The 23,483-nt window shown below is 47.1% G+C and carries 19 protein-coding genes and 1 pseudogene; 13 read left to right on the forward strand and 7 right to left on the reverse strand.

Going from position 1 to position 23,483, the window contains the following annotated elements; translation table 11 throughout:
* Nucleotides 1-4: 4 nt before the first annotated feature.
* Entirely contained in the window at nucleotides 5-127 is a 123-nt protein-coding gene (locus MJ595_RS14215) for a hypothetical protein (RefSeq protein ID WP_263322573.1), read from the reverse strand.
* Here MJ595_RS14215 and MJ595_RS14220 point away from each other — a divergent pair.
* Nucleotides 70-966 (forward strand): annotated as a pseudogene (locus MJ595_RS14220) (SulP family inorganic anion transporter); the annotation flags it as partial. The gene MJ595_RS14215 and the pseudogene MJ595_RS14220 sit on opposite strands and share 58 nt — an antisense overlap.
* 92 nt (nucleotides 967-1,058) lie before the next feature.
* Here the strand turns inward: MJ595_RS14220 and MJ595_RS14225 are convergent.
* Both MJ595_RS14225 and MJ595_RS14230 read right to left on the reverse strand, forming a co-directional pair.
* Nucleotides 1,059-2,267, reverse strand: a complete 1,209-nt coding sequence (locus MJ595_RS14225) for an IS256 family transposase (protein ID WP_263078608.1) — start codon at nucleotides 2,265-2,267, stop codon at nucleotides 1,059-1,061.
* A gap of 69 nt (nucleotides 2,268-2,336) precedes the next feature.
* Nucleotides 2,337-3,467, reverse strand: a complete 1,131-nt coding sequence (locus MJ595_RS14230; RefSeq protein WP_263078609.1) for a hypothetical protein — start codon at nucleotides 3,465-3,467, stop codon at nucleotides 2,337-2,339.
* A 61-nt stretch (nucleotides 3,468-3,528) separates the two neighbouring features.
* On the opposite strand from MJ595_RS14230, the gene MJ595_RS14235 reads away from it, so the two are divergent.
* Complete coding sequence (locus MJ595_RS14235) at nucleotides 3,529-4,866, forward strand: IS1380 family transposase (protein WP_263078015.1); 1,338 nt, start codon at nucleotides 3,529-3,531, stop codon at nucleotides 4,864-4,866.
* A gap of 220 nt (nucleotides 4,867-5,086) precedes the next feature.
* Here the strand turns inward: MJ595_RS14235 and MJ595_RS14240 are convergent, their stop codons facing one another.
* The 3 genes from MJ595_RS14240 to MJ595_RS14250 all read right to left on the reverse strand — a co-directional run bounded on the left by MJ595_RS14240 (nucleotide 5,087) and on the right by MJ595_RS14250 (nucleotide 8,830).
* Nucleotides 5,087-6,880 carry a hypothetical protein gene (locus MJ595_RS14240; RefSeq protein ID WP_263078610.1) on the reverse strand — a complete coding sequence of 598 codons (1,794 nt, stop codon included), beginning with the start codon at nucleotides 6,878-6,880 and terminating at the stop codon, nucleotides 5,087-5,089.
* 556 nt (nucleotides 6,881-7,436) lie between these two features.
* Nucleotides 7,437-8,009, reverse strand: coding sequence for a D-alanyl-D-alanine dipeptidase (ddpX, locus tag MJ595_RS14245; RefSeq protein ID WP_263078611.1), 573 nt, complete (start codon nucleotides 8,007-8,009; stop codon nucleotides 7,437-7,439).
* Nucleotides 8,010-8,107: 98 nt separating this feature from the next.
* A complete protein-coding gene (locus tag MJ595_RS14250) occupies nucleotides 8,108-8,830 on the reverse strand; it encodes a TerC family protein (protein WP_263078613.1) in 723 nt (240 codons plus the stop codon).
* Nucleotides 8,831-9,045: 215 nt separating this feature from the next.
* Here MJ595_RS14250 and MJ595_RS14255 point away from each other — a divergent pair, with 215 nt between their 5' ends.
* Nucleotides 9,046-9,408 (forward strand): hypothetical protein, encoded by a 363-nt coding sequence (locus tag MJ595_RS14255; RefSeq protein ID WP_263078614.1) that lies wholly within the window; start codon nucleotides 9,046-9,048, stop codon nucleotides 9,406-9,408.
* Nucleotides 9,409-9,429: 21 nt separating this feature from the next.
* On the opposite strand, the gene gltA is transcribed toward MJ595_RS14255, so the two are convergent.
* Nucleotides 9,430-10,719, reverse strand: coding sequence for a citrate synthase (gene gltA / locus MJ595_RS14260; protein WP_263078616.1), 1,290 nt, complete (start codon nucleotides 10,717-10,719; stop codon nucleotides 9,430-9,432).
* Nucleotides 10,720-11,105: 386 nt separating this feature from the next.
* Between gltA and sdhC the strand changes: the two genes are divergently transcribed.
* The 10 genes from sdhC (at nucleotide 11,106) to MJ595_RS14310 (ending at nucleotide 23,468) form a co-directional block, all read left to right on the forward strand.
* Entirely contained in the window at nucleotides 11,106-11,480 is a 375-nt protein-coding gene (sdhC, locus tag MJ595_RS14265; protein ID WP_263078617.1) for a succinate dehydrogenase, cytochrome b556 subunit, read from the forward strand.
* Entirely contained in the window at nucleotides 11,474-11,842 is a 369-nt protein-coding gene (gene sdhD / locus MJ595_RS14270) for a succinate dehydrogenase, hydrophobic membrane anchor protein (RefSeq protein WP_263078618.1), read from the forward strand. The genes sdhC and sdhD overlap by 7 nt, the downstream gene beginning before the upstream one ends.
* A 3-nt stretch (nucleotides 11,843-11,845) precedes the next feature.
* A complete protein-coding gene (gene sdhA / locus MJ595_RS14275) occupies nucleotides 11,846-13,618 on the forward strand; it encodes a succinate dehydrogenase flavoprotein subunit (protein WP_263078619.1) in 1,773 nt (590 codons plus the stop codon).
* 7 nt (nucleotides 13,619-13,625) lie between these two features.
* A complete protein-coding gene (locus MJ595_RS14280) occupies nucleotides 13,626-14,339 on the forward strand; it encodes a succinate dehydrogenase iron-sulfur subunit (protein ID WP_263078620.1) in 714 nt (237 codons plus the stop codon).
* Nucleotides 14,340-14,467: 128 nt separating this feature from the next.
* Nucleotides 14,468-17,299 (forward strand): 2-oxoglutarate dehydrogenase E1 component, encoded by a 2,832-nt coding sequence (locus MJ595_RS14285; RefSeq protein ID WP_263078621.1) that lies wholly within the window; start codon nucleotides 14,468-14,470, stop codon nucleotides 17,297-17,299.
* A gap of 52 nt (nucleotides 17,300-17,351) precedes the next feature.
* Nucleotides 17,352-18,569 carry a 2-oxoglutarate dehydrogenase complex dihydrolipoyllysine-residue succinyltransferase gene (gene odhB / locus MJ595_RS14290; protein ID WP_263078622.1) on the forward strand — a complete coding sequence of 406 codons (1,218 nt, stop codon included), beginning with the start codon at nucleotides 17,352-17,354 and terminating at the stop codon, nucleotides 18,567-18,569.
* 58 nt (nucleotides 18,570-18,627) lie between these two features.
* Entirely contained in the window at nucleotides 18,628-20,067 is a 1,440-nt protein-coding gene (gene lpdA, locus MJ595_RS14295) for a dihydrolipoyl dehydrogenase (protein WP_263078623.1), read from the forward strand.
* A 234-nt stretch (nucleotides 20,068-20,301) separates the two neighbouring features.
* The gene (gene sucC, locus MJ595_RS14300; RefSeq protein ID WP_263078624.1) at nucleotides 20,302-21,468 is read left to right on the forward strand and encodes an ADP-forming succinate--CoA ligase subunit beta; all 1,167 of its coding nucleotides are present in this window, start codon (nucleotides 20,302-20,304) and stop codon (nucleotides 21,466-21,468) included.
* Complete coding sequence (gene sucD, locus MJ595_RS14305) at nucleotides 21,468-22,340, forward strand: succinate--CoA ligase subunit alpha (RefSeq protein ID WP_263078625.1); 873 nt, start codon at nucleotides 21,468-21,470, stop codon at nucleotides 22,338-22,340. The genes sucC and sucD overlap by 1 nt, the downstream gene beginning before the upstream one ends.
* A 252-nt stretch (nucleotides 22,341-22,592) precedes the next feature.
* Nucleotides 22,593-23,468, forward strand: coding sequence for a prenyltransferase (locus MJ595_RS14310; RefSeq protein WP_263078627.1), 876 nt, complete (start codon nucleotides 22,593-22,595; stop codon nucleotides 23,466-23,468).
* Nucleotides 23,469-23,483 lie beyond the last annotated feature (15 nt).

Genomic DNA, 23,483 nt, shown 5'->3' on the forward strand with positions numbered 1-23,483 from the left:
GATTTTAGCAAGAGGCTACCAAGCTACAGCCCTTGTTATTAAGGGCTTTAATCAAGTCTGCGGGAATTGCTGCCTGATGCTCTGCCTGTCTTTTTATTGCCAAACGTGCCAGTTGCTTTTGAAACATTAAAGATTATTTTTCCATACTCTTTAGCCTTGGCTCTTGTGGGACTCCTTGAGTCAATGATGACGGCAACGATTGTTGATGATCTGACACATACTGCCAGTGATAAAAACAGGGAGTGTAAAGGTCAGGGTATTGCCAATATTGTATCAAGTCTGATGGGCGGTATGGCGGGCTGTGCGATGATTGGGCAGTCAATGATTAATATTAAGTCAGGTGGTCGTGGCAGGCTGTCAACACTGTCAGCGGGAGTATTTCTTCTGGTTATGGTGGTATTCCTGAGTGACTGGTTGAAACAAATTCCGATGGCAGCGCTGGTTGCAGTTATGATTATGGTGTCGATTGGTACTTTCTCATGGGATTCAATTAGAAACCTGAAAGAACATCCGTTGACCACTAATATTGTGATGATTGCTACAGTTTTAGTGGTGGTATTTACGCATAATTTGGCACTGGGTGTTATTACTGGAGTCTTGTTGGCGTCCTTGTTTTTTGCAAATGAAATCAGACAATTTACATCTGTCCGGTGTGAGAAAAGTAATGATTTATCTGGCTACACTTACACTGTAACCGGGCAGGTTTTTTTCGCCTCATCTGATCAGTTTATGCATTCATTTGATTTTAAGGAAGATGTTGAGAAGATTGTCATTGATCTGACGCATGCACATTTTTGGGATATTACTGCCGTTACTGCATTGGATAAGGTGGTTATCAAGTATCGTAACAAGGGTATTTGTGTTGATGTTATCGGTATGAATGAAGCAAGTTCAACCATTATTGGTAAGTTTGGTTTGCATCATAATCAGGATGGCCCAATAGATATGCAGATTGGGGGGCACTAGCGCCGCTAATCGTTAATCTTCTTACTGCTCATGCTGAGCTTGTTGAAGTGTGTTGAGCCTGTAAATAATTTTGTGTAAACGCCACTTTTTATTTACGCCTTGATCCGGTCTGGAAACATAATTTCAAACCGGTTCATGGCGGCTTTCCAATCCCTGATCGGCATAGTCCATTTGGCTGAAGCTTTTTCCGTAGCCAGATAAATCACCTTCAGAACCGACTGGTCAGTGGGGAATATCTTCCGGTTTTTTATAGCTTTACGGATCACGCTGTTCAACGACTCTATTGCGTTGGTCGTGTAAATTGCTTTCCTGATCTCTTTAGGATAGTCGAATAGGGTAATCAGGTTATCCCAGTGCTTGCGCCAGGATTTCCCTATAGACGGGAATTTCTCACCCCAGGTCTGCTCAAAGGCGGTCAGCTCTCTTTCAGCCTCTTCTTCGGTAGCTGATTGGTATATCCTCTTAAGGTCGCTGGCAATGGCTTTGCGGTCTTTGTAAGAGACGTATTTCAGTGAGTTCCTTACCTGATGAACAATACAAAGCTGCACCTGAGCTTGAGGAAAGGCCGTGTTGATGGCCTCCGGAAAGCCTGTCAGCCCATCAACACAGGCAATAAAAACATCCTCAACACCCCGGTTCTGAAGCTCTGTCAGAACCGATAACCAGAATGTAGCGCCTTCTGTTTCGGCAAGCCAGAGACCTAAAAGTTCCTTTTGACCTTCAGTATTAACACCCAGGGCCACATAAACCGTTTTCTTGATAACCCGCTTATCCTGATGGACTTTGACGACGATGCCATCCAGATAACGTATTGGGTACAGGCTTTCCAATGGCCTGTTCTGCCAAGTCTTTACCTTATCGAGCACAGCATCCGTCACCTTGGATATCAAGGTTTGGGAGATGTCAGCGCCATACATTTCCTGAAGGGCATCGGCAATATCTCGGGTAGTCATTCCGCGTGCATACAGGGAAAGGATTTGTTGATCCAGTTTATTGGTCCGGGTTGACCCTTTGGCAATCAGCTGAGGTTCAAACTCCCCGTTACGGTCTCTGGGGGTATTGATTTCCAGTTCGCCAAAGTCACCTTTGAGGGTTTTCTTGCTATGGCCATTGCGACTATTGCCGGAGTTGCGGCCTTCGGGAGAGTGCTTTGAGTAACCAAGATGGTCTTCTAGCTCAGCGGCTAAAACCCTCTCCATAGCCACTTTAAGAAGCTGGCGACTGAGATCAGCAAGATCGTCTTGAGTTTTAACTTGCTCAACGATCTGGTCAACCAGGTTGTTATCGAGTTCAACGCTCATTGTTATTCTCCTCTTTGGAGTATTAACGACAAGCGTTTACACAAATTAAATTACAACCTCCGGCCATACTCAATTATCTTCACAGAACTTCTGCTTTATTTTTTTCGTGTCCCTGGCGACCTTATCAAGCTCATTAATCGCTTTATCCAATGCCTCGAACTGTTGGTCAAAGTTTAAGTCGGGCATATCTTCGCTAGCTATATCAGAACGTCTACGCTGTCTGCATTTTCGTTTTTTTGGCCGGGTTCCTTCCTCGAGCTGCCGTTTTCTGCTTTCCAGCTGTTTGCAATAGACTGTTTCCCGAGATACTGGCTTTGGTTCAGCTGTTTGTAGTAAAAGGATCATGTTTTTTCTAATATGATAAACACTAATGAGATTATCCAGTCCCTCTTTAGCCAGGGTACGAAGGTGTTTTGCCATTTTATTTTCTTGCCGAATGATGGCTAATAGTATTTCTGCCTCCTCTCTATAACACTGATGATCTCCTTCTTCAATAACAATATGCTCAAGGTCTTTCATGGCATTGCATTGGTGTATAACGACAGGGTCTATGGCGGGAATGATAATGCCTGTGTCATCAAAAAGCCCTTGAGCGAGTTTGTTAAGTTGATCTTTGCCAATAGGAACATGGGTTTTATCCTTTTCTGCTTTTTTTGCACAGTCATGATGCCTTGAAATAGTTTTTGTTTTTTTAACTAATGCGTTTTTAACGATTAGCACGGGATGAAATGCACAATCTGCCAGTGCAGAATGGGTTTGAGCCTGTTCCATTAATGTTGGGGATTGGGCCAGTGATTGCTCAAAATAATCTTTAGCTTGATCAATGGCTTGTTGGTTAAAGGCCTCAGTTCCCTTTTGGTAAAAATAATGCCAGTCCTTGATTAAAGTCTGCTGTTGAGGTGATTCATTTAATAAATCGGGTGTTTGTTGATGGCTTGTTGGTGGCTGGGCTAGTTGCTGCTTGGGTTGAATGTGTTTTCTCTTTTTCTTTTTATCCCTTTGACTGCGAAGTTTTTCCAATTGTTGATGCTCTTTTGATAGCAATTCAAGTAGCTCGGCTTGATTTTTTTCGGCTTTGGCCTGTTGTAATGCCAATGCTTTTTCCCTGGATGCGGCACGAGCCTTTAATTCAATCAGTCTCTGCTTTTTCCATCCTGAATCCGTGAGTTCACTGTAGCCCAACTCCTCTGGATCAACCACAAAACGTAAGTTCCAAGTTAAAATGCACCCACTCTAATTTTCACCACCTGGGTGCATTTTTGTGAAACTGAAAATTGAACAATCACAGACGGAATTTTATACACCGGTCGCAGGGCTTTATTTCGTTGGTCATGCACTCAACAAAAAGACAGCGTTAAGCAAATCCCTGCGCAAAATAAAAAAAAGGCACCGTATCACTCATATCGACCTGATCAGAGCTTACTGCGGCCAACTGGCTCAGGGTAAAAGTGATTTTGATAATGTTGATAATAACCGGGATAACGACTGGTTCCGGTTGGCAATGGGCATTAAACAAATGCCTTCAGCCAGCCGCTTAAGACAGCGTTTCAATGAAGATGCCGCCCAACTGATTCCTTTCATCGAGGACAGCCTTACCGATGTCCTGGTTAATCTTCAGGTGCCCGTCACACCCCTTCCGAAAAAACTCGATAAGAAGCAGCACATACCACTGGATATCGACGTATTCCCTATGGATAACAGCAATACCAAAAAGGAGGGGGTCGAGTACACGTATAAAAAATTCTTTGGTTATGCCCCTATTGCCGCTTACTTTGGCTGCGAAGGCTGGTGCCTGGGATGTGAATTACGCCCAGGCTCTCAGCACTCCCAGAATGATTTTATTGGCTTTTTACAAGCAGTGCTGCACCGCAGCCGACGTTTGACCCGAGCGCCTATTCTGGTTCGCCTTGATAGTGGCCACGATGCTGAGGAATCGCGCCGGGAAATCGCCGGGTTCAAAGGTGTGAATCACATTATCAAGCTCAACCCAAGAAAGTATCACACCAAGGAACACTGGCTCCCCATTTTTGAAGAAAAGCAAGTCAAATGGGAGGAGTCGCGTCCAGGAAAGAGTTATGCGACACTCTCAACCGTCTATGAAACCAACTATGGTAACCAGCGTCTGATTATTCGCATTATCAAGCGTACCACTGATACTGTAGGGCAGAGATTTCTGACACCCGATTATGAGCTGGAAGGATGGTGGACAACACTCAGCGAAGCTGACTACAGCGATGATCAGATCATTAATCTTTATGAGGATCATGCGACCAGCGAGCAGTTTCACAGTGAGTTGAAGACTGATATGGATTTAGAGCGCCTGCCTTCAGGCAAGTTTGACACCAACGACCTGGTGATGTGTTTGGGTGCACTGGTCTATAACATTCTGCGCTACATGGGGCAGAGTTGCTTGCTCGGGCCAGATGCGCCGGTACGTCATAAAGCCAAACGACGCCGGTTAAAAACCGTGATACAGGAACTCATCTACCTGGCTGCCCGTCTTCTGAAAAAAGGACATCAATACCGGCTACGCTTTGGTCGTTACTGTCCTGGTTTCAGGTCTTTCCATCAATTAATAAGCCAGCATGCACTTTGTTGATTGAATAGCGAGATAGAAAAAAATGCCATAAATGAGAAAGTACTGTATTGATAACGGTAGGGCTTCTTTCAACCTGTCTTCAAGTTTGATGATATTTTGATCAGCATTTATGCTTAAAAACGACATAAAAACACTTCAATCAATAACCCGAGTTATTTTCAAAGGAAAAAATTAATCAGCACATTTTCAAAACTGCCGGGCAAATCAAGAAATCACGGATTCAGGTCCATTGTAAAAGCTGTTGCTGCCATGGGCTTACATCCCAAAAATCCAGTGCTTTGGCTCCTTGTATGAGCATGGTAACAGCATCTAGATTAATAGGTTTTGAGTAAATGGTAGCTGTTAATTGTTGTTGATGTGCCTGAAATAATTGCCAGCCATTATTGAATATAGATACAATGAATTCTTTTTTCTCAGCGATGAGCGATTTTTTTCTTTCATGGTTAAATGAATCTGGTAAATAGGGTAAAATCTTAATATAGGCATTAATATCGTTATAAATTATTGCCGTATTTAAAAAAATTAATAGGGTGGAGAGATTAGATTTGCCCGGCAGAATATATTTGATGTGTTTTATTGCGCTGACAAATAATTGGCTGAACTCACGCCAAAAAGGCTCATTAAAGTTATCTGCGTTGTGGCGATCATTATGAATTGAGTCTAATAATTTAGCTAAGAATAATCTTAAACTATGGTAAATAGGCTGCCTTTCATGCATTGCTATACTTGCATCGATGACACCAGGCTGAAAAAGTTTTGAAATTACACTTAAATGTTCTGAAGGTATGTAACGTCTTTGAATATCTTTGTTAGGCGATTGTTGCTCTGTAAGGGATATAGGCGTAGCTAGGTTTAAATCTTCGTAAGTATCCAGTAAACCTCTTGCTTTGCTTATTATTTTCTGACGATTTTCTTCATTGATATGGGGTATTTTTTGGGTGTTTTTAGCAGCCCATATGTCTTTTTCTTCACTGTCCAGCTTGTTATAAAGTGCTTCATCCCATTCAATGGCATGATTGCCATTACTTTTAGGTAAAAGCAATGAATCAGTATTTGTGTACCCTGTAGAGAAAGATTTTTCTGCACATTCTAAGCTCGCAGCCATGTATTTCTCGGTGTCATCCTGTTCAGGCAGCTCCTCGGTTTGATTAGGTGGTTGTTCTGCATTCTGTTTTATGTGATTGCTTTCATCGTCTGGGGGGGGGGGACTACCGGTTATATCACTGGGATCTGTCAGTGACTCTGTGGGGGCAGTGATCATTAGCTCTGAGAGGGCTGTTAGGGTTGAGGGCAGTGGCGGTGGCTCTTTGACTGTCATTGCATCGTACCCGTGATGCCGGGTGAGTTCAGATCGCTGAAATAACCAGAATTGCGTAACAAATTTTTCCAAAGCATCAGCAGTATCATCAATCGGTTGGTAATAGGCGATTAAGCCTGTGTCTATAGGTAGAGAGGAATGATTATGACTTATACTTGGCATCTGGGCGGTAGCTCCGGGTGCCGGATTGATAAAATGGGTGACACCATTGGAATAAATATAACTCTGCTCAAATTGTATCTCGATACTGGCTTCTAAAGGTATTACCAGGTAAGATTTAGACGTCACCTGGGAAAGGTGGATGAGAATATGCCAGCACATGTTATTGCAACTATTGATGAAAAATACATCAATCACTCCGGGAATAGTTCCTACCGGTTGATCAGTATTGTGGTTGTCAGCAACTCGTATGACAAAATGTAATGTATCGGCTTCATGGCTGACCATAGGATTGTTATCCAGTTGATCACTAAGGGATGGATAAATGACCAGTGTATGCTGGCGTGGACAGACTGGCGTTCGCTGGAGGCTGCCATATGCTGCCTGTGATGGGTGTCCATCAAAAGGCATTTGTTTTATAACAGACTTTTTATCAAAAATAATATCCCAAGAATCAATATAGTCACTACCGGCTATTTGAATATGCCCTATTTCAGTATTTAATGAATAGATTGAATACATAGAAAATTCTGGCATGTATTCAATCACCTGAGAATGAACAAAGCCCTCATGGCTATTCTTTATGAAAATGGGGGAATGTGGTTTGTTGTTGCTAGTGCAAATTTTTAAACTCCAGCATCCCATCTGGGATGAGGCGTTTAAGGGTTTGATAGCCAGGGAAAAAAATATTAGTACTATAAATAAATACCTTGCTGATATGGTTCTTTTTATCATAATAGGTGCTGCTAGTGAGTATACATTTATGCAGCTCATGCATAATACCTATCGTACACTAGATTAATCAGGAACTATTTTTCACGTTGAGCATAAAATAAAAATGATCATCTGCTGTCTCCCTATGAGACAAGTTATGTGCTTTTATCTTTGATTGGTCGTCAATACTAAGTGGTAGTCAATGAATAAACCATCGCATACCAACTATAGCTCAAGCGGTATTTTTTGCCTCTTCAGAGGATAATAGGGGGCAGGTGGTCAATGCTTGTGCCTTTTCGAGTCTTGGAGGTTCTCTCGGTAGCATAGCTTTATGGCTGATTTGAAAGGGTGGAAAGTAAAGGAGGTAATGGAGTGTATTTCACAGAGCTATTATCCCTGTTCGAATATCCGCCTCTTTTAGTAAAGGGTAATTATTGGCATCAGGGAGTTGATAATGCCACCACTCAGTATCAAAGGTGTCGAAGCCGGCAATATTCATGACACCTGCAAGCAGTAGCCTGTTTTTTTGGGCTTCTCTTGAAATCTGGTTATTGCCGTGGTGAGCCAGGGGCCTGAAGTCATCAAATGCTGTTCCCATAATAAGCTCTTTGCCGTATTGGTCTGTCAGGGTCAGGTCAATGGCAATACCCCGGCAGTGGGGGCAGGGGCTGACTGCTGGATCTCCGACATAAATAGGGTTTGGGGTGTGCTCGAACAGCATTTTCTGGGCTTCCACGGGGCGAAAGGCATCCCATATTTTAAGTCTTAGTCCCAGGGGAGTGATGGTTTCCACTGCTCTTGATAGCCGCTTTGCGGCTTCCTTGTGTAACAGGCAAACCGGTTTTTGATAAATAGGTTCTCCTGTGAAATTATCACGGGTTGCATAGGCAATTTCTAGCAATACGTTATGACTTTCTGGCGAGATGGTCACAAGATTGTGGCTGTTATGCATGGCGATTCCCGGTTGAATGTGAATGCAAAGATGTTTATGACAACTTTAGCAGTATAGGTGCAAACTGGCCGGATAGATCACCGGGTTTAATCTCGCATCTAAAGGGTTTTCCGGTGTCGCAGTTTGATATTCAGGGCTTCAACCATCAGTGAAAATGCCATGGCAAAGTAGATGTATCCTTTGGGAATATGGAAGTCTAGCCCCTCGGCAATCAGGGAAACACCAATGAGTATCAGAAAGCTCAGGGCCAGCATTTTCAGTGTCGGGTGTTTGCTGACAAAGTCTCCTATCGGGCCTGCTGCAATCATCATAATGAAAACAGCGATGATAATAGCGGTCACCATAACCCAGATCTGATTGGCCAGGCCTACTGCGGTTATGACTGAGTCCAGGGAAAATATAATATCTATCAGGGCAATTTGTATTAGCACCAGGCCGAAGCCTCCTGCCAGTTTTTTTATTGAGCTGGCGTTTTCCGCCTCTTCTCCAGTTTCCAGGGAGCCGTGGATTTCATGGGTGGATTTGGCAATAAGGAATAACCCTCCTCCCAAAAGAATAAGGTCTCGACCTGAAATACTATGATCAAACAGGGTCAGAAGGGGGGTGGTCAGTTGCATTACCCAGGTTAAAGAAAGCAGCAGGCCGATTCTGGTGAGCATGGCCAGACTTAGCCCCAGTGTTCTGGCTCGCGGGCGCTGGTGGGCTGGCAGGCGATCCACAAGGATTGTGATAAATATAATATTATCGATGCCCAGGACGATTTCCAGGGAGGTCAGGGTGACCAGCGCTATCAGGGCTTCAGTGGTAAACAGGTGTTCCATTTTACCCTCTGGGTAATTTTTATATTTTACTTAACAGGGAATAGGGACTATTTGATATAAGTCCATCAATTCCTCTGTGTCAATAGTTCCTGACTTCTATAAGCGAGGCCAGTCATGGATAAAATTTGGAAATATCTGGTGTTTCCGGTACTGCTGATGGGAAGTGGCGTATGGGGAGCAACCGTTGAACCGGTTTTGCCAGTCGCTGCCAGGTTATGAAGAAAGCCAATGTTATCCATCAGGGGGCTCCGGTGCCCTGTGAGCGCTTAAGAGTAGTAAAGTTCAGTTATAGGGATTTTGATGAAAAATTTCACAATGACGGTGAGGTGGTTGTCATGGATGCTGTTGCCCATCATGTGGCTGATATTTTTGATACCCTGTTAAAGAGCCGGTATCCACTTCATCAGGCAAAAGGGATGGAGCATTTTAATGGCAATGATGATGACTATGCCTATTGGATTAAGGAAAATCTGAAAGGGACGTCACTGTTGGCTATTTATGGCAGTAACCCAAAGGGGCTTGAGGCGCTGATTGAAAAACCGGTCAGAGCCTCACCTATGTGTGTCAGGGGGCATTAATTTGCCCCTGACACTCCGGGTTTATCGTTTATCCAGTGCTATAAAATCCCGTTTAACCGGCCCAGTGTAGAGTTGGCGTGGGCGACCAATGCGATATTCGCCACTGATCATTTCGTGCCAATGGGCAATCCAGCCAGGCGTCCGGCCTGTGGCAAAGATAACAGTGAACATCTCGGTGGGAATGCCCAGCGCCTTCAGGATGATGCCAGAATAGAAATCCACATTGGGATAGAGTTTCTTCTTGATGAAGTACTCATCCTCCAATGCAATTTTCTCCAGGCGTTTGGCGATCTTGAACAGTGGATCGTCATGCAGCCCCAGTTCGTTAAGCACTTCGTCACAGGTTTGTTTCATAACCTTGGCCCGAGGGTCAAAGTTCTTGTAGACCCGGTGACCGAATCCCATCAGTCTGAAGGGGTCATCCTTATCTTTTGCCTTGGCAATAAATGTATCGATGTTTTTGGCATCACCGATTTCAGCCAGCATATTAAGCACAGCTTCATTGGCTCCCCCGTGGGCAGGCCCCCAAAGTGCGGCAATGCCTGCGGCAATACAGGCAAATGGGTTGGCACCGCTGGAACCGGCCAGTCGAACGGTGGATGTTGAGGCATTTTGCTCATGGTCAGCATGGAGCAAAAAGATTCTATCCATGGCCTTTGCAAGAACCGGGTTAACCTCGTAATCCTCGCAGGGAGTGGCGAACATCATATGCAGGAAATTGCCGGAGTAGCCAAGGTCATTTCTGGGGTAGATAAAAGGTTGGCCAATGGAATATTTATAGGCCATGGAGGCCAGTGTGGGCATTTTTGAGATCAGCCGATAGGCTGCCACTTCCCGGTGCCTTTCATTGGTGATATCCAGGGAGTCATGATAGAAGGCGGAGAGCGCGCCTACGACACCGCACATAATGGCCATGGGATGGGCATCTCGCCGGAAGCCACTGAAAAACTCTATCATTTGCTCGTGGACCATGGTGTGATCCGTGATGGTTTTTTCAAAGTGCTTCTTTTCCTTTTTATTCGGTAGCTCGCCATAAAGCAAGAGATAGCAGGTCTCAAGGTAGTCAGAATGTTCTGCTAACTGCTCAATAGGGTAGCCACGGTGAAGGAGAGTGCCCTTGCCTCCATCAATAAAAGTAATTTTTGATTCGCAGGATGCCGTGGATACAAAACCAGGGTCGTATGTGAACAGACCATTGGCAGTCAGGCTTTGAACATTGACAACATCCGGCCCCATGGAGCCGGAGTATATTGGTAGCTCCAAAGCCGGTTCTTTATCATTGAGGGAAAGGGTTGCTTTCTTTTCAGCCATGTATGGGCTCCTGTCACGCTGCTTCGTCTGGTTATAGTTCGTGGGACCCTGTTGAGGGTAGTTATTTTTAGGATGGGTCCAATTGTTGCAGTTTGCCCACTATAGAATGATAAAAGTTTTTGTCAAACGTGGTTTTTTGTTAGAGGGGGTATAGGTATTTTGTGTTGTGTTATTTGTATGTTGTCTTATGAGTTAGTGTGATTGTAATGATGTTTGGGAGTATATATACTGGGAAGTCGAAGTCGTAGAGGTTTATGAGGGGAAACGGGCTGTTAATTTCTGTGACTTTGGAGTGTTCGTATCCGCTTTCATGAAATCCCGGGGAGCGGTCCTGTAGGTTGCTCTTCTGCTGTAGTGTGCGCCGTTCAGGCGTTGGAGCGAATCAAGTGAATAACAAAAGACCAGTCAATCTCGATATAACCACGATCAAGTTGCCGTTACCGGCCTATACCTCAATCCTTCACAGGGTTGCCGGTGTGTTGCTTTTTTTCGGTGTCGGCATTTTTCTGTATGGACTGGAGCTGTCGCTGGTTTCTGAAGAATCGTTCGAATTGTTGAAAGGGCTTATGGCCAGCATGCCGGTAAAGCTCTCAATATGGATTGTTATTTCAGCACTGATTTACCATTTTGTCGCGGGTATAAAACACTTGTTGATGGATGTTGATATCGGTGATGGCAAGCAGTCCGGCAAAGTTGGTGCAGTGATTACACTGTTAGTGTCTGCTGTACTGATTATTCTTGCGGGGGTGTGGATATGGTAACCAATATTACCAACTTGTCCCGAAGTGGACTCTATGACTGGATGCTGCAGAGACTGACGGCCATCATCCTGGGTGTCTACTCGATCTTTCTGGTGGGGTATATCCTTCTTAACCCTGATATGGAGTACAGTCAGTGGAAGGGGTTATTTGACCACCTTGCCATGAAAATATTCACCTTACTCTCCATTCTATCCGTGGTGGCGCACGCCTGGATTGGCATGTGGACGATTACCACTGACTACCTGAATGAGCGGGCATTTGGCAGTAAGTCCGTGTTGATTCGATTTCCCATACAACTTTTCTGCTTTATAGCCCTGTTCTGTTATATCGTCTGGGGCGCACATATTCTCTGGGGGCTTTGATTCATGGTTGCACTTCGTACCCTTACCTATGATGCGATCGTTATAGGTGGAGGCGGCGCCGGTATGCGTGCTGCACTGCAGTTGACGGAAGCAGGGATCAAAACCGCCTGTGTGACCAAGGTGTTTCCAACCCGCTCCCATACAGTTTCTGCCCAGGGTGGGATAACCTGTGCTATCGCCAGTGATGATCCCCAGGATGACTGGCGCTGGCATATGTATGATACGGTGAAGGGGTCTGATTATATCGGTGATCAGGATGCCATTGAGTATATGTGCTCCGTTGGTCCGCAAGCCGTTTTTGAGCTGGAGCACATGGGGCTGCCATTTTCCAGAACAGAGGAGGGGCGTATTTATCAGCGTCCCTTCGGTGGTCAGTCAAAAGATTTTGGCAAAGGGGGACAGGCTGCCAGAACCTGTGCGGCAGCCGATCGTACCGGACATGCTTTATTGCACACGCTTTACCAGGCTAATTTGAAAGGCGGAACCACCTTTTTAAATGAATGGTACGCCGTTGATCTGGTAAAAAATCAGAAAGGCCAGGTGGCCGGTGTTATTGCCCTCTGTATTGAGACGGGAGAGACCGCCTATATCAAGAGTAAGGCGACGGTACTGGCCACCGGTGGATCCGGCCGTATTTACGCCTCTACCACCAACGCCCTGATCAATACCGGTGATGGTATCGGCATGGCATTGAGGGCGGGTTATCCCATGCAGGATATGGAAATGTGGCAATTCCACCCCACCGGCATTCATGGTGCGGGAACCCTGGTGACAGAGGGGTGCCGGGGTGAAGGGGGCTATTTAATTAATAGTGAGGGTGAGCGTTTTATGGAACGCTATGCCCCGAATGCCAAAGATCTGGCTGGCCGGGATGTGGTTGCCCGTTCCATGATTATAGAAATTCTGGAAGGCCGGGGATGTGGTCCTAATAAAGATCATGTTTTATTGAAGCTTGATCACTTGGGGGCTGAAACCCTTCACCTGCGTTTACCGGGTATTTGTGAGCTGTCCAGCACATTTGCCCATGTTGATCCGGTTGAGGCGCCGATTCCGGTGATTCCAACCTGTCATTACATGATGGGCGGGGTGCCTACCAATGTGGGTGGCCAGGCCCTGCGTCAGGATGCCAGCGGTAATGACGAAGTGATTGAAGGGCTTTATGCCTGTGGTGAGGCGGCCTGTGTTTCTGTGCATGGAGCCAATAGACTGGGTGGTAATTCATTGCTTGACCTGGTGGTGTTCGGACGGGCTGCGGGCCTTCAGATAGAAAAGAGCCTGAAAGAAGGTTTTGACTCTGTGGATGCTTCAGACAGCGATATTGATGCAGCACTGTCCCGTTTGAATCGATTGAACCAAACGAGTCAGGGAGAGAAAGTGGTAGAGGTTCGCAGGGATCTCCAGAACACCATGCAGCTTTATTTCGGTGTATTCCGCGAAGGGGAGAGCATGCAAACGGGGCTTAAAAAGCTGGATGAAATCCGTGAGCGCATCAACGCCCTTCACCTGGAAGATAAAAGCCTGGCATTTAATACGGCACGTATTGAGGCTCTGGAGCTTGAGAATCTCTATGAAGTGGCTCATGCCACGGCCGTTGCTGCCGAAGAGCGTAAAGAGTCCAGGGGAGCCCATGCCCGGAATGATTATACGGAGCGGGATGATACAAACTGGTTGGCGCATTCCCTGTATTGCCCAACAACCAAACGAGTGACCAAACGCAAGGTTAATTTTGCTCCCAAAACCATGGAGGCATTTCCACCCAAGGCCAGAACTTATTAAGAGAGGCATGAGAACTATGAAGGTAAGTGTCTATCGTTACAATCCTGAGACCGATGCCAAGCCCTATATGCAGGACTTTAGCGTTGAAATCCCGGAGGGTAAGGATTTAATGGTCCTGGATGTTTTACATTTGATCAAGGAGCAAGATCCGGGGCTCGCCTATCGTCGCTCCTGTCGTGAGGGCGTTTGTGGCTCTGATGGAATCAGTATTTCCGGAAATAATGGCTTGGCTTGTATTACACCCCTTTCAGAGGTTGTGAAAGGCAACAGGCTGGTATTGAGGCCTTTACCGGGGCTTCCGGTGATTCGGGACCTGGTGGTTGATATGGGGCTATTTTATAAACAGTACGAAAAAATAAAGCCCTATCTGATTAATGAAGAACCGGTTCCTGCTATTGAGCGGCTCCAGTCGCCGGAAGACAGGGCTAAGCTGGATGGGCTTTATGAATGTATCCTTTGTGCCTGTTGCTCCACTGCCTGCCCCTCTTTCTGGTGGAATCCTGATAAGTTTGTAGGTCCTTCGGGCTTGCTCCAGGCTTACCGTTTCCTGGCAGATAGCCGGGATACAGCTACAGAGGAGCGACTGGCTGACCTGGATGACCCATTCAGTGTCTTTCGCTGTCGGGGCATTATGAACTGTGTCAGTGTTTGTCCAAAGGGGTTGAATCCTACCCGGGCTATCGGGCATATAAGACAAATGTTGTTTAAGAGTGCCACTTGATATTGAACCATACCATCTTAGTCAATAGCATCTATGTTTTTGGAATTGTTCACAGGTTGATCTGGTGATAAGGAGAGGCCTGTGTTTAACTTGAAATTGCCTACAGTTTATCCATTGGGGTACTAACCATGCAAGAAGGTGTGATGCAGCGGATGTGGAATACTGGCCACATTGCCGGGGGGAATGCTGCATACGTCGAGGAACTCTATGAGCGCTACTTGAGGGAACCCAATGGTGTGCCGCAGGAGTGGCGGGATTATTTCGAAAAACTGCCTTCGGTCAATGGCAGCAGCCCGGATGTCCCTCACTCCACTGTTCGGGAACATTTTCTGTTGTTGGCGCAACAGCGTCAGAGTTCAAGACCGGTTCAGGCCGGTGTCGTTGCCAGTGACCATGAACGTAAACAGGTTCAGGTACTCAGGCTTATCAGTGCTTTCCGTATTCGGGGTCATCAAAAGGCCACCATCGACCCTCTAGGTATTATGAAGAGACATTCTGTTCCGGATTTATCGCTGGAATACCATGGTCTCAGTGAAGCGGACCTGGATACGGAATTTCAGGCTACCACGCTGTTTATTGGCAAAGAATATGCCTCTTTGAGGGAAATTAGGGACGCGCTGACAGCAACCTATTGTGGCTCTGTTGGTGGGGAGTTTATGCATATTTCCAATACCGAAGAGCGGCGCTGGTTCCAGAGTCGGATGGAAAGTGTCAGGGGGCAGCCGGATATCGGGGTGTCAGCAAAGCAGCATTTGCTGGAGCGCCTGACTGCCGCGGAAGGGCTGGAAAAATACCTGGGTACCAAATTTCCAGGCACCAAGCGGTTTGGCCTTGAGGGCGGGGAGTCCCTGATTCCCATGCTGGATGAAACTATTCAGCGGGCAGGCTCCTATGGTGCCAAAGAAATCGTGATCGCTATGGCTCACCGGGGGCGTCTGAATGTACTGGTCAATATTTTGGGCAAGAACCCGGCGGAGCTGTTTGAAGAGTTTGAAGGGAAAAAGCAGGTAGACATGGGTTCTGGTGATGTTAAGTACCACCAGGGATTCTCATCTAACGTCATGACACCGGGTGGCGAAGTGCACCTGGCTTTGGCCTTTAATCCTTCACACCTGGAAATTGTAACACCCGTGGCTGAAGGCTCTGTCAGGGCCCGGCAGGATCGTCGTTCAGACGTGTCGGGCAAGATGGTAGTCCCTGTTGCTATTCACGGTGATGCGGCCTTTGCCGGGCAGGGCGTGGTGATGGAAACCATGCAGATGTCCCAGACCCGGGCATACAAGACCGGCGGTACTATCCACATCGTCATCAATAATCAGGTGGGCTTTACCACCAGTCGTCGTGAGGATGTCCGTTCCACAGAGTACTGTACTGATGTTGCCAAGATAGTCGGTGCTCCGATTCTTCATGTTAATGGTGATGATCCTGATGCGGTTCAGTTTGTCACTAAGTTGGCTCTCGACTATCGCATGGAATTTGGCAAGGACGTTGTCATTGACCTGGTTTGTTATCGTCGGCGGGGACACAATGAGGCCGATGAGCCTTCGGCAACCCAGCCCATGATGTATCAGGTCATCAAAGGCCATATCACCACCCGTGACCTGTATGCCGCCAAATTGTTAGAGCAGGGGGCATTGACGGCGGAGGAGGATAAGCGGCAGATTGATGCCTACCGGGAGGCGCTTGATAATGGCGAGCATGTGGTTAAGTCCTTGGTCAAGGAACCCAATAAAGAACTGTTTGTTGACTGGACTCCTTATTTAGGACACGAATGGACGGCCCGCCATGATACCCGGGTGGCTCTGGGCACATTGCGGGAGCTTGGGCAAAAGCTGGGTGAGTTTCCCGAAGGCTTTATACTGCAGCGACAGGTGAGCAAGATCGTTGATGACCGCCGTAAAATGGTGGCGGGTGCCCAGCCTCTTAATTGGGGGTGTGCTGAAGTGCTGGCCTACGCCACACTGTTGATGGAAGGGCATCCGGTCAGAATCACCGGCCAGGATGTGGGTAGGGGAACCTTTTCCCACCGCCATGCGGTATTCCACAACCAGAAAGACGGCACCTCCATTGCCCCACTGGCGCACCTGGCTGAGGATCAGCCTCGCTTCCAGCTCTGGGACTCTCTTCTGTCAGAGGAAGCAGTGCTGGCGTTCGAATACGGTTACTCAACAACAACACCCAGTGCCCTGGTGGTCTGGGAAGCCCAGTTTGGTGACTTTGCCAATGGTGCCCAAGTGGTCATCGACCAGTTTATTACCAGTGGTGAGCATAAATGGGGACGTTTGTGCGGTTTGACCATGCTGCTTCCCCACGGCTACGAAGGGCAAGGGCCTGAACATTCATCCGCCCGGCTTGAGCGTTATTTGCAGTTATGTGCCCAGCATAATGTCCAGGTGTGCGTACCAACCACACCCGCCCAGGTTTTTCATATGCTGCGCAGGCAGGTTTTGCGCCCTCTGCGAAAACCATTAGTTGCATTTACTCCCAAAAGCCTGCTGCGTCATAAACTGGCAGTGTCTACCCTGGAAGAACTGTCAGAAGGTGGGTTCCAAACTATTATTCCCGAGATCGATGAGCATGATCCATCTGCCATTCGTCGTCTGATTATGTGCAGTGGTAAGGTTTATTACGACCTTTTGGATAAAAAACGCTCGGAACTTATCGAAGATACCGTTATTATTCGCATCGAACAACTCTATCCTTTTCCACAGGATGACCTGGATAACCTGATAAAGCGTTATCAAAATCTTGAGCATGTGGTCTGGTGCCAGGAAGAGCCCATGAATCAGGGGGCCTGGTATTGTAGCCAGCATCACTTGCGAAGGTCTGTTGCTGTTCACCCCAAATCCCTGCTGCTGAATTATGCGGGAAGGGAGGGGTCGGCAGCACCCGCTTGCGGTTATATGTCGATGCATGTTGAAGAACAGCAAAAGCTGGTGGACGACGCGTTTACTGTTTAGTCAGGTATATCTCTTCGTGCACCCTGTATAAAAGTATGGTTAAGGAACAATAATGGCCACTGAAATCAAAGCACCTACTTTTCCTGAGTCTGTCGCTGATGGCACTGTTGCTACCTGGCATAAAAAACCAGGTGAGTCCTGCAGCCGGGACGAGTTATTGGTGGATATCGAAACAGACAAGGTTGTTCTTGAGGTGGTGGCGCCAGCAGATGGACAGCTGAGCGAAATAGTGAAGGATGAGGGGGATGTGGTTCAAAGTGGTGAACTGATCGCCCGGTTTGAAGAGGGCGCTGTTGCAGCACCTGCCCAGGCCAAGCCTGAGGCCAGTGCGCCTGCTGCAGCAGGAGGAAATGAACCTGTTTTAAGTCCTGCGGCTCGCCGCATGGCTGATGAACAGGGTATAGATCCAGCAGCGCTTACAGGAACCGGCAAAGGTGGTCGTATAACAAAAGAAGATGTTATGCGTCATATCGAACAGTCAGGTCAAACACAGACCAGTGATGCCAAGTTTGCACCACAGCCGGTTGTTGCTGCTCCTGAGGCAATAGCTGTACCTTTATCTGAAGGTGATAGAGCTGAAAAACGGGTGCCCATGACACGGCTTCGCGCCCGTGTTGCCCAGCGGTTGGTAGAGGCTCAGCAAACAGCCGCCATGTTGACGACATTTAACGAAGTTAACATGAAGCCTGTTATGGAATTAAGGACTCGTTACAAGGATCAGTTTGAGAAACAGCACGGCGTTCGCCTTGGCTTCATGTCTTTCTTTGTCAAGGCATGTACTGAAGCCCTGAAGCGTAGTCCGGCGGTCAACGCATCCATTGATGGCAATGACATCGTCTATCATGGTTATCAGGATGTGGGGGTTGCCGTTTCCAGTGACAGGGGATTGGTTGTTCCGGTACTGCGGAACGCCGAGCATATGAGCCTTGCTGATGTTGAGAATCGAATACGGGAGTATGGACTTAAAGCCAAAGAAGGAAAGCTGTCCATCGATGATATGACGGGTGGCACCTTTACTATCTCCAATGGCGGGGTATTTGGCTCACTGCTTTCAACACCTATTCTGAACCCTCCCCAGTCCGCTATTTTGGGTATGCATAAAATTCAGGAGCGGCCAATGGCTGTGAGTGGCAAGATTGAGATCTTGCCCATGATGTATTTGGCGTTATCCTACGATCACCGCTTACTTGATGGTAAAGAAGCCGTAACGTTCCTGGTTACCATTAAGGAATTGCTGGAAGATCCTGCAAGAATTCTGCTGGAATTATAGGTTTTTTATCAGGTGGCGTTTTGTAGCCACCATTTACCCTTTGTTTGGATGAGAACTTATGTCAAATCAGTTCGACGTGGTAGTCATCGGTGCCGGCCCTGCAGGTTATGTCTGTGCCATTCGCGCAGCTCAACTGGGACTGAAAACTGCCTGCATCGAGAAGTGGTCCGATGACAAGGGCAACCCTTCCCTGGGGGGAACCTGCCTTAATGTAGGCTGTATTCCTTCCAAAGCATTGCTCGATAGTTCACACAAGTTTATTGAAGCGCAGGAAGATTTTGCACTCCATGGCATCAACCACAGTGGTGTTGAGATGGATGTGCCACAGATGATTGCTCGTAAAAACAAGATTGTTAAGACCTTGACCACGGGCGTAGCCGGTCTGTTTAAGGCTAACGGGGTAACCCTGCTTCAGGGTGCTGGTAAAGTCCTGGCAGGCAAGAAGGTGGAACTGACCAAGGTGGACGGCTCCGTAGAAATTATTGAAACAGAAAACACAGTGATTGCCACGGGCTCCCGTCCCGTTGAAATTCCACCGACACCGCTGACTGAGGGTGTGATTGTGGATTCCACCGGAGCCCTGGAGTTTCAGGAAGTGCCCAAGCGTCTCGGTGTTATTGGTGCGGGTGTTATTGGCCTGGAACTGGGCAGTGTCTGGGGACGGCTGGGTGCCGAGGTTATTGTGCTGGAAGCTATGGATCGGTTCCTGGCAGCTGCTGACCAGCAAATCGCCAAGGAATCCATGAAGATCTTTAAGAAGCAGGGACTGGATATTCGCCTGGGTTCCCGTGTGACGGCTTCTGAAGTTAAGGGCAAAGAAGTTGAAGTTACTTATGTGGATGCTGATAGCAACGAGCATAAAGTGACCTTTGACAAATTAATTGTTGCAGTGGGTCGCCGCCCATACACAGAAGGCTTGCTGGCCCCTGACAGTGGTGTCAATCTGGATGAGCGTGGTTTCATCTTTGTGGATGAGCATTGTCGTACAGATGTGCCTGGTGTCTATGCCATCGGTGATGTAGTTCGTGGCCCTATGCTGGCGCATAAAGGCAGTGAAGAAGGTATCGTGGTTGCTGAACTGATTGCTGGTCAAAAGGCACAGATGAACTATGAACTGATTCCATCCGTTATTTATACCCATCCGGAAATTGCCTGGGTCGGCAAGACTGAGGAAGAAGTCAAAGCCAGCGGTGATGAGTATAAGGTGGGTACTTTCCCATTTGCCGCCAGCGGACGGGCGCTGGCTGCCAATGAGAGTCATGGTATTGTCAAGGTTATTGCTGACAAGGCCACTGATCGTATCCTGGGTGTTCATGTGGTTGGACCCAGTGCCGCAGAACTGGTTCAGCAAGGCGTTATTGCCATGGAATTTGCTGCCAGCAGTGAAGACCTGGCTTTGACTATTTTCTCTCACCCAACGCTCAGTGAAGCACTGCATGAAGCTGTACTGGCCGTTGATGGTCATGCTATTCACATTGCAAACCGTAAGCGTCGCTAAGCACGCGCAGTAAAACGAAGCCGGGTGCGGCTTCATTGCACGCAAGGCATAATGATTTGCCGTTATGTCTTGCGGCGTTCTCTGGTATAGGGTTTCAGTAGCGCTGTTCCGTTTAGCTAAAGCAAATGGTTTTATAAAAAAGTTCAGGCGACAGTACCCCTGGTTAAAACCCTTTACCACTCGAAGGATGTGAATTAAGCAGTTAATTTTAACAACAAAAATGGTGGCGTCAGTATGAATCTTCATGAATACCAGGCCAAACAACTGTTTGCAGAATATGGTCTGCCTGTGTCCCTTGGTGTTGCAGCCGATACTGCCAAAGAAGCGGCAGAAGCTGCTGATAAAATTGGCGGGAATCAATGGGTGGTAAAGGCTCAGGTTCACGCAGGTGGTCGAGGTAAGGCTGGAGGGGTTAAGCTTGTTACTAGCAAGGATGAGATAAAAGCCTTTGCCAAGCAGTGGCTGGGCAAAAATCTTGTCACCTACCAAACCGATGAAAATGGCCAGCCCGTTAGTAAAATTCTGGTGGAGAGTTGCACAGAAATAGCGCAGGAACTCTACCTGGGAGCCGTTGTTGATCGATCCAGCCGTAAAATTGTTTTTATGGCTTCTACGGAAGGTGGGGTTGAAATTGAAAAGGTAGCCGAAGAAACTCCCGAAAAGATTATCAAGGCGGTTATTGATCCCTTAACAGGCGCACAGCCTTATCAGGGACGTGAACTTGCCTTTAAGTTAGGTCTTGAAGGTAAACAGATAAAACAGTTTACCAATATTTTTGTCAATCTGGCCCGGCTCTTTCAGGATTGCGACCTCGCCCTTATGGAAATAAATCCGCTGGTTATTACCAAAGAGGGCGACCTTCACTGCCTTGATGCCAAAATTAATATTGACAGTAACGCGCTTTATCGCCAACCCAAGCTAAAGGCGATGCATGATCCTTCCCAGGAAGATGCCCGGGAAGCCCACGCCGCTCAGTGGGAGTTAAATTATGTGGCCCTGGAAGGCAATATAGGCTGTATGGTTAATGGGGCTGGGCTGGCTATGGGAACCATGGATATTGTCAAGCTTCATGGTGGTGCGCCTGCTAACTTTCTTGATGTTGGCGGAGGGGCCACCCAGGAACGTGTTACGGAAGCCTTTAAAATTATTTTATCCGACGAAAGTGTTCAGGCCGTCCTGGTGAATATTTTTGGCGGGATTGTGCGGTGTGATCTGATTGCAGACGGTATTATTGGTGCAGTCAAGGAAGTGGGTGTCACTGTTCCCGTTGTTGTCAGGTTGGAAGGCAATAATGCGGATCTGGGGGGAGAAAAACTGGCCGATAGTGGTCTGGATATTATAGCTGCCAGTACTCTGACAGAAGCGGCTCAGCAGGTGGTTAAAGCTGCGGGGGGAAAATAATGAGCATTCTTATTGATAAAAATACTAAAGTTATCTGTCAGGGATTTACGGGGTCACAGGGTACCTTTCACTCCGAGCAGGCCATTGCCTATGGCACTAAAATGGTGGGCGGTGTTACCCCGGGCAAAGGTGGGCAAACCCACTTGGAATTACCTGTGTTCAATACGGTTGGGGAAGCCGTTGATAAAACCGGAGCCGATGCTTCTGTCATTTATGTTCCGGCACCTTTTTGTAAGGACTCCATTCTGGAGGCAGCTAATTCTGGTATTAAACTGATTGTTTGTATCACTGAGGGCATTCCTACCCTGGATATGCTGGAGTGTAAGGTGAAGTGTGATGAGTTGGGTGTCAGGCTGATTGGCCCGAACTGTCCGGGGGTGATTACGCCGGGACAGTGCAAAATAGGCATTATGCCTGGCCATATTCATTTACCGGGCAAGGTGGGTATTGTCTCCCGATCCGGCACATTAACTTATGAAGCTGTGAAACAGACAACCGACTTTGGTTTTGGCCAGTCTACCTGTGTGGGGATTGGTGGTGATCCTATTCCAGGATCGAATTTTATCGATATCCTTAAGCTCTTTGAACAAGATACAAAAACGGAAGCCATTGTAATGATTGGTGAGATCGGCGGTTCAGCAGAAGAAGAGGCCGCCGCTTTTATCAAAGACAATGTTTCAAAGCCGGTGGTATCTTATATTGCGGGTGTTACGGCGCCTCCTGGCAAGCGAATGGGGCATGCAGGTGCCATTATTTCTGGAGGTAAAGGGACAGCTGAAGAAAAATTTACTGCACTTGAGTCGGCTGGCGTTAAAACGGTGAGAAGTCTGGCAGATATTGGTGAGGCGCTAAAAGAGGCCACCGGCTGGTAATCCTGTTTTTGCAAGTTTTTCCTTATTCCCTGCAACTGGCTCTTTTGCTCAATGTAAAAGAGCTTTTCTTTATCAACTGCCATTTTAGACAGTGTGGGTACTGTTGAGGTGTTATCCTAAATCCATCCATCAGCCCCTAGTAGTTTCCGCAAATTAAATGCTTTTTTGTATGCCAGTATGCGGAATGTCGCTATGGCTGATTTCTGCCGGTTTCTAATAGTCTTTCCATCTTTTTAGCTAAGGAGCCCGCCTATGGATGCCCCTCATCCGAATCCAGATAAATACCGGCTAATCAGAGCTCTTCGGCCCTTTTCTTACTCTGTAGCATTGGTGACCTGTGGGCTGGGTGTTGTCCTGGCCTATGTACATAACCAGGGTAATGTCTCCCGAGCAGCTCTGGTTATTATTGCTGGTGTTTTGTTGCAGGCAGCATCCAACCTGGCTAATGATCATGCGGACTTGCTATTTTGGAAGCAGCGAACCGGCCACTTGGCAAATGAGGTGATTAAGCAAATAAAACTGAATTGTTTGATTGCCGTAGTCGTGACCATAATTGGCTGTTTAATAGGTATTTGGCTGACAGTGGAGGTGGGCTGGCCTCTTATGCTATTGGGATTGGTTGGTGTTATTGGAGGATACAGCTATACAGGTGATCCCATTAACTATAAGCAAATGGGATTGGGAGTTCCTGCCGTTTTTCTGTTTACCGGTGTGCTGATGGTCTCGGGTGCTTATTATGCAGTTACAGGTCAATGGGATAATCAGGTGATTTGGACCGCCATACCTGTGAGTCTGCTGTCGTCGGCGTTGCTACTGTCAAATGAGATCAGGGATTATCTTGATGACCGTAGTAATTCCATACGCACATTAACCGTACGCACAGGTATGGGGCCTGCAAAAGTCATTTATGGATTATTACTGTTTCTGGTGTATCCCGTTAGCTTTTATCTTTTCTGGAAAGGGTTTTTAAATAATCCGCTTTATTTATTGCCCTCTTTATTATTTGTCTGGCAACCCATAAAGCTGCTTTCCAGTAATGCAGGGGATATTCAACTGGTCAGACTTCCTCCACTAACCGGACGTTTTTTTCTGGTATTTGGTGTTGGCTATATATTAAGTGTGCTTTAGCAAAATCGTCGTAAA

This window comes from Endozoicomonas sp. Mp262 (assembly GCF_025643335.1).
GTDB lineage: Bacteria > Pseudomonadota > Gammaproteobacteria > Pseudomonadales > Endozoicomonadaceae > Endonucleibacter.

What these genes read in the sequence shown, in the direction of transcription:
- MJ595_RS14310 (WP_263078627.1), top strand. Translation starts at nt 22,593, where the DNA reads ATGGATGCCCCTCATCCGAATCCAGATAAATACCGGCTAATCAGAGCT.
- ddpX (WP_263078611.1), bottom strand. Translation starts at nt 8,009, where the DNA reads ATGCATAACAGCCACAATCTTGTGACCATCTCGCCAGAAAGTCATAAC.
- sdhA (WP_263078619.1), top strand. Translation starts at nt 11,846, where the DNA reads ATGGTTGCACTTCGTACCCTTACCTATGATGCGATCGTTATAGGTGGA.
- MJ595_RS14255 (WP_263078614.1), top strand. Translation starts at nt 9,046, where the DNA reads ATGAAGAAAGCCAATGTTATCCATCAGGGGGCTCCGGTGCCCTGTGAG.
- MJ595_RS14285 (WP_263078621.1), top strand. Translation starts at nt 14,468, where the DNA reads ATGCAAGAAGGTGTGATGCAGCGGATGTGGAATACTGGCCACATTGCC.
- lpdA (WP_263078623.1), top strand. Translation starts at nt 18,628, where the DNA reads ATGTCAAATCAGTTCGACGTGGTAGTCATCGGTGCCGGCCCTGCAGGT.
- MJ595_RS14250 (WP_263078613.1), bottom strand. Translation starts at nt 8,830, where the DNA reads ATGGAACACCTGTTTACCACTGAAGCCCTGATAGCGCTGGTCACCCTG.
- MJ595_RS14215 (WP_263322573.1), bottom strand. Translation starts at nt 127, where the DNA reads ATGTTTCAAAAGCAACTGGCACGTTTGGCAATAAAAAGACAGGCAGAG.
- sucC (WP_263078624.1), top strand. Translation starts at nt 20,302, where the DNA reads ATGAATCTTCATGAATACCAGGCCAAACAACTGTTTGCAGAATATGGT.
- gltA (WP_263078616.1), bottom strand. Translation starts at nt 10,719, where the DNA reads ATGGCTGAAAAGAAAGCAACCCTTTCCCTCAATGATAAAGAACCGGCT.
- odhB (WP_263078622.1), top strand. Translation starts at nt 17,352, where the DNA reads ATGGCCACTGAAATCAAAGCACCTACTTTTCCTGAGTCTGTCGCTGAT.
- MJ595_RS14225 (WP_263078608.1), bottom strand. Translation starts at nt 2,267, where the DNA reads ATGAGCGTTGAACTCGATAACAACCTGGTTGACCAGATCGTTGAGCAA.
- sucD (WP_263078625.1), top strand. Translation starts at nt 21,468, where the DNA reads ATGAGCATTCTTATTGATAAAAATACTAAAGTTATCTGTCAGGGATTT.
- MJ595_RS14280 (WP_263078620.1), top strand. Translation starts at nt 13,626, where the DNA reads ATGAGAACTATGAAGGTAAGTGTCTATCGTTACAATCCTGAGACCGAT.
- sdhD (WP_263078618.1), top strand. Translation starts at nt 11,474, where the DNA reads ATGGTAACCAATATTACCAACTTGTCCCGAAGTGGACTCTATGACTGG.
- MJ595_RS14240 (WP_263078610.1), bottom strand. Translation starts at nt 6,880, where the DNA reads ATGCCAGAATTTTCTATGTATTCAATCTATTCATTAAATACTGAAATA.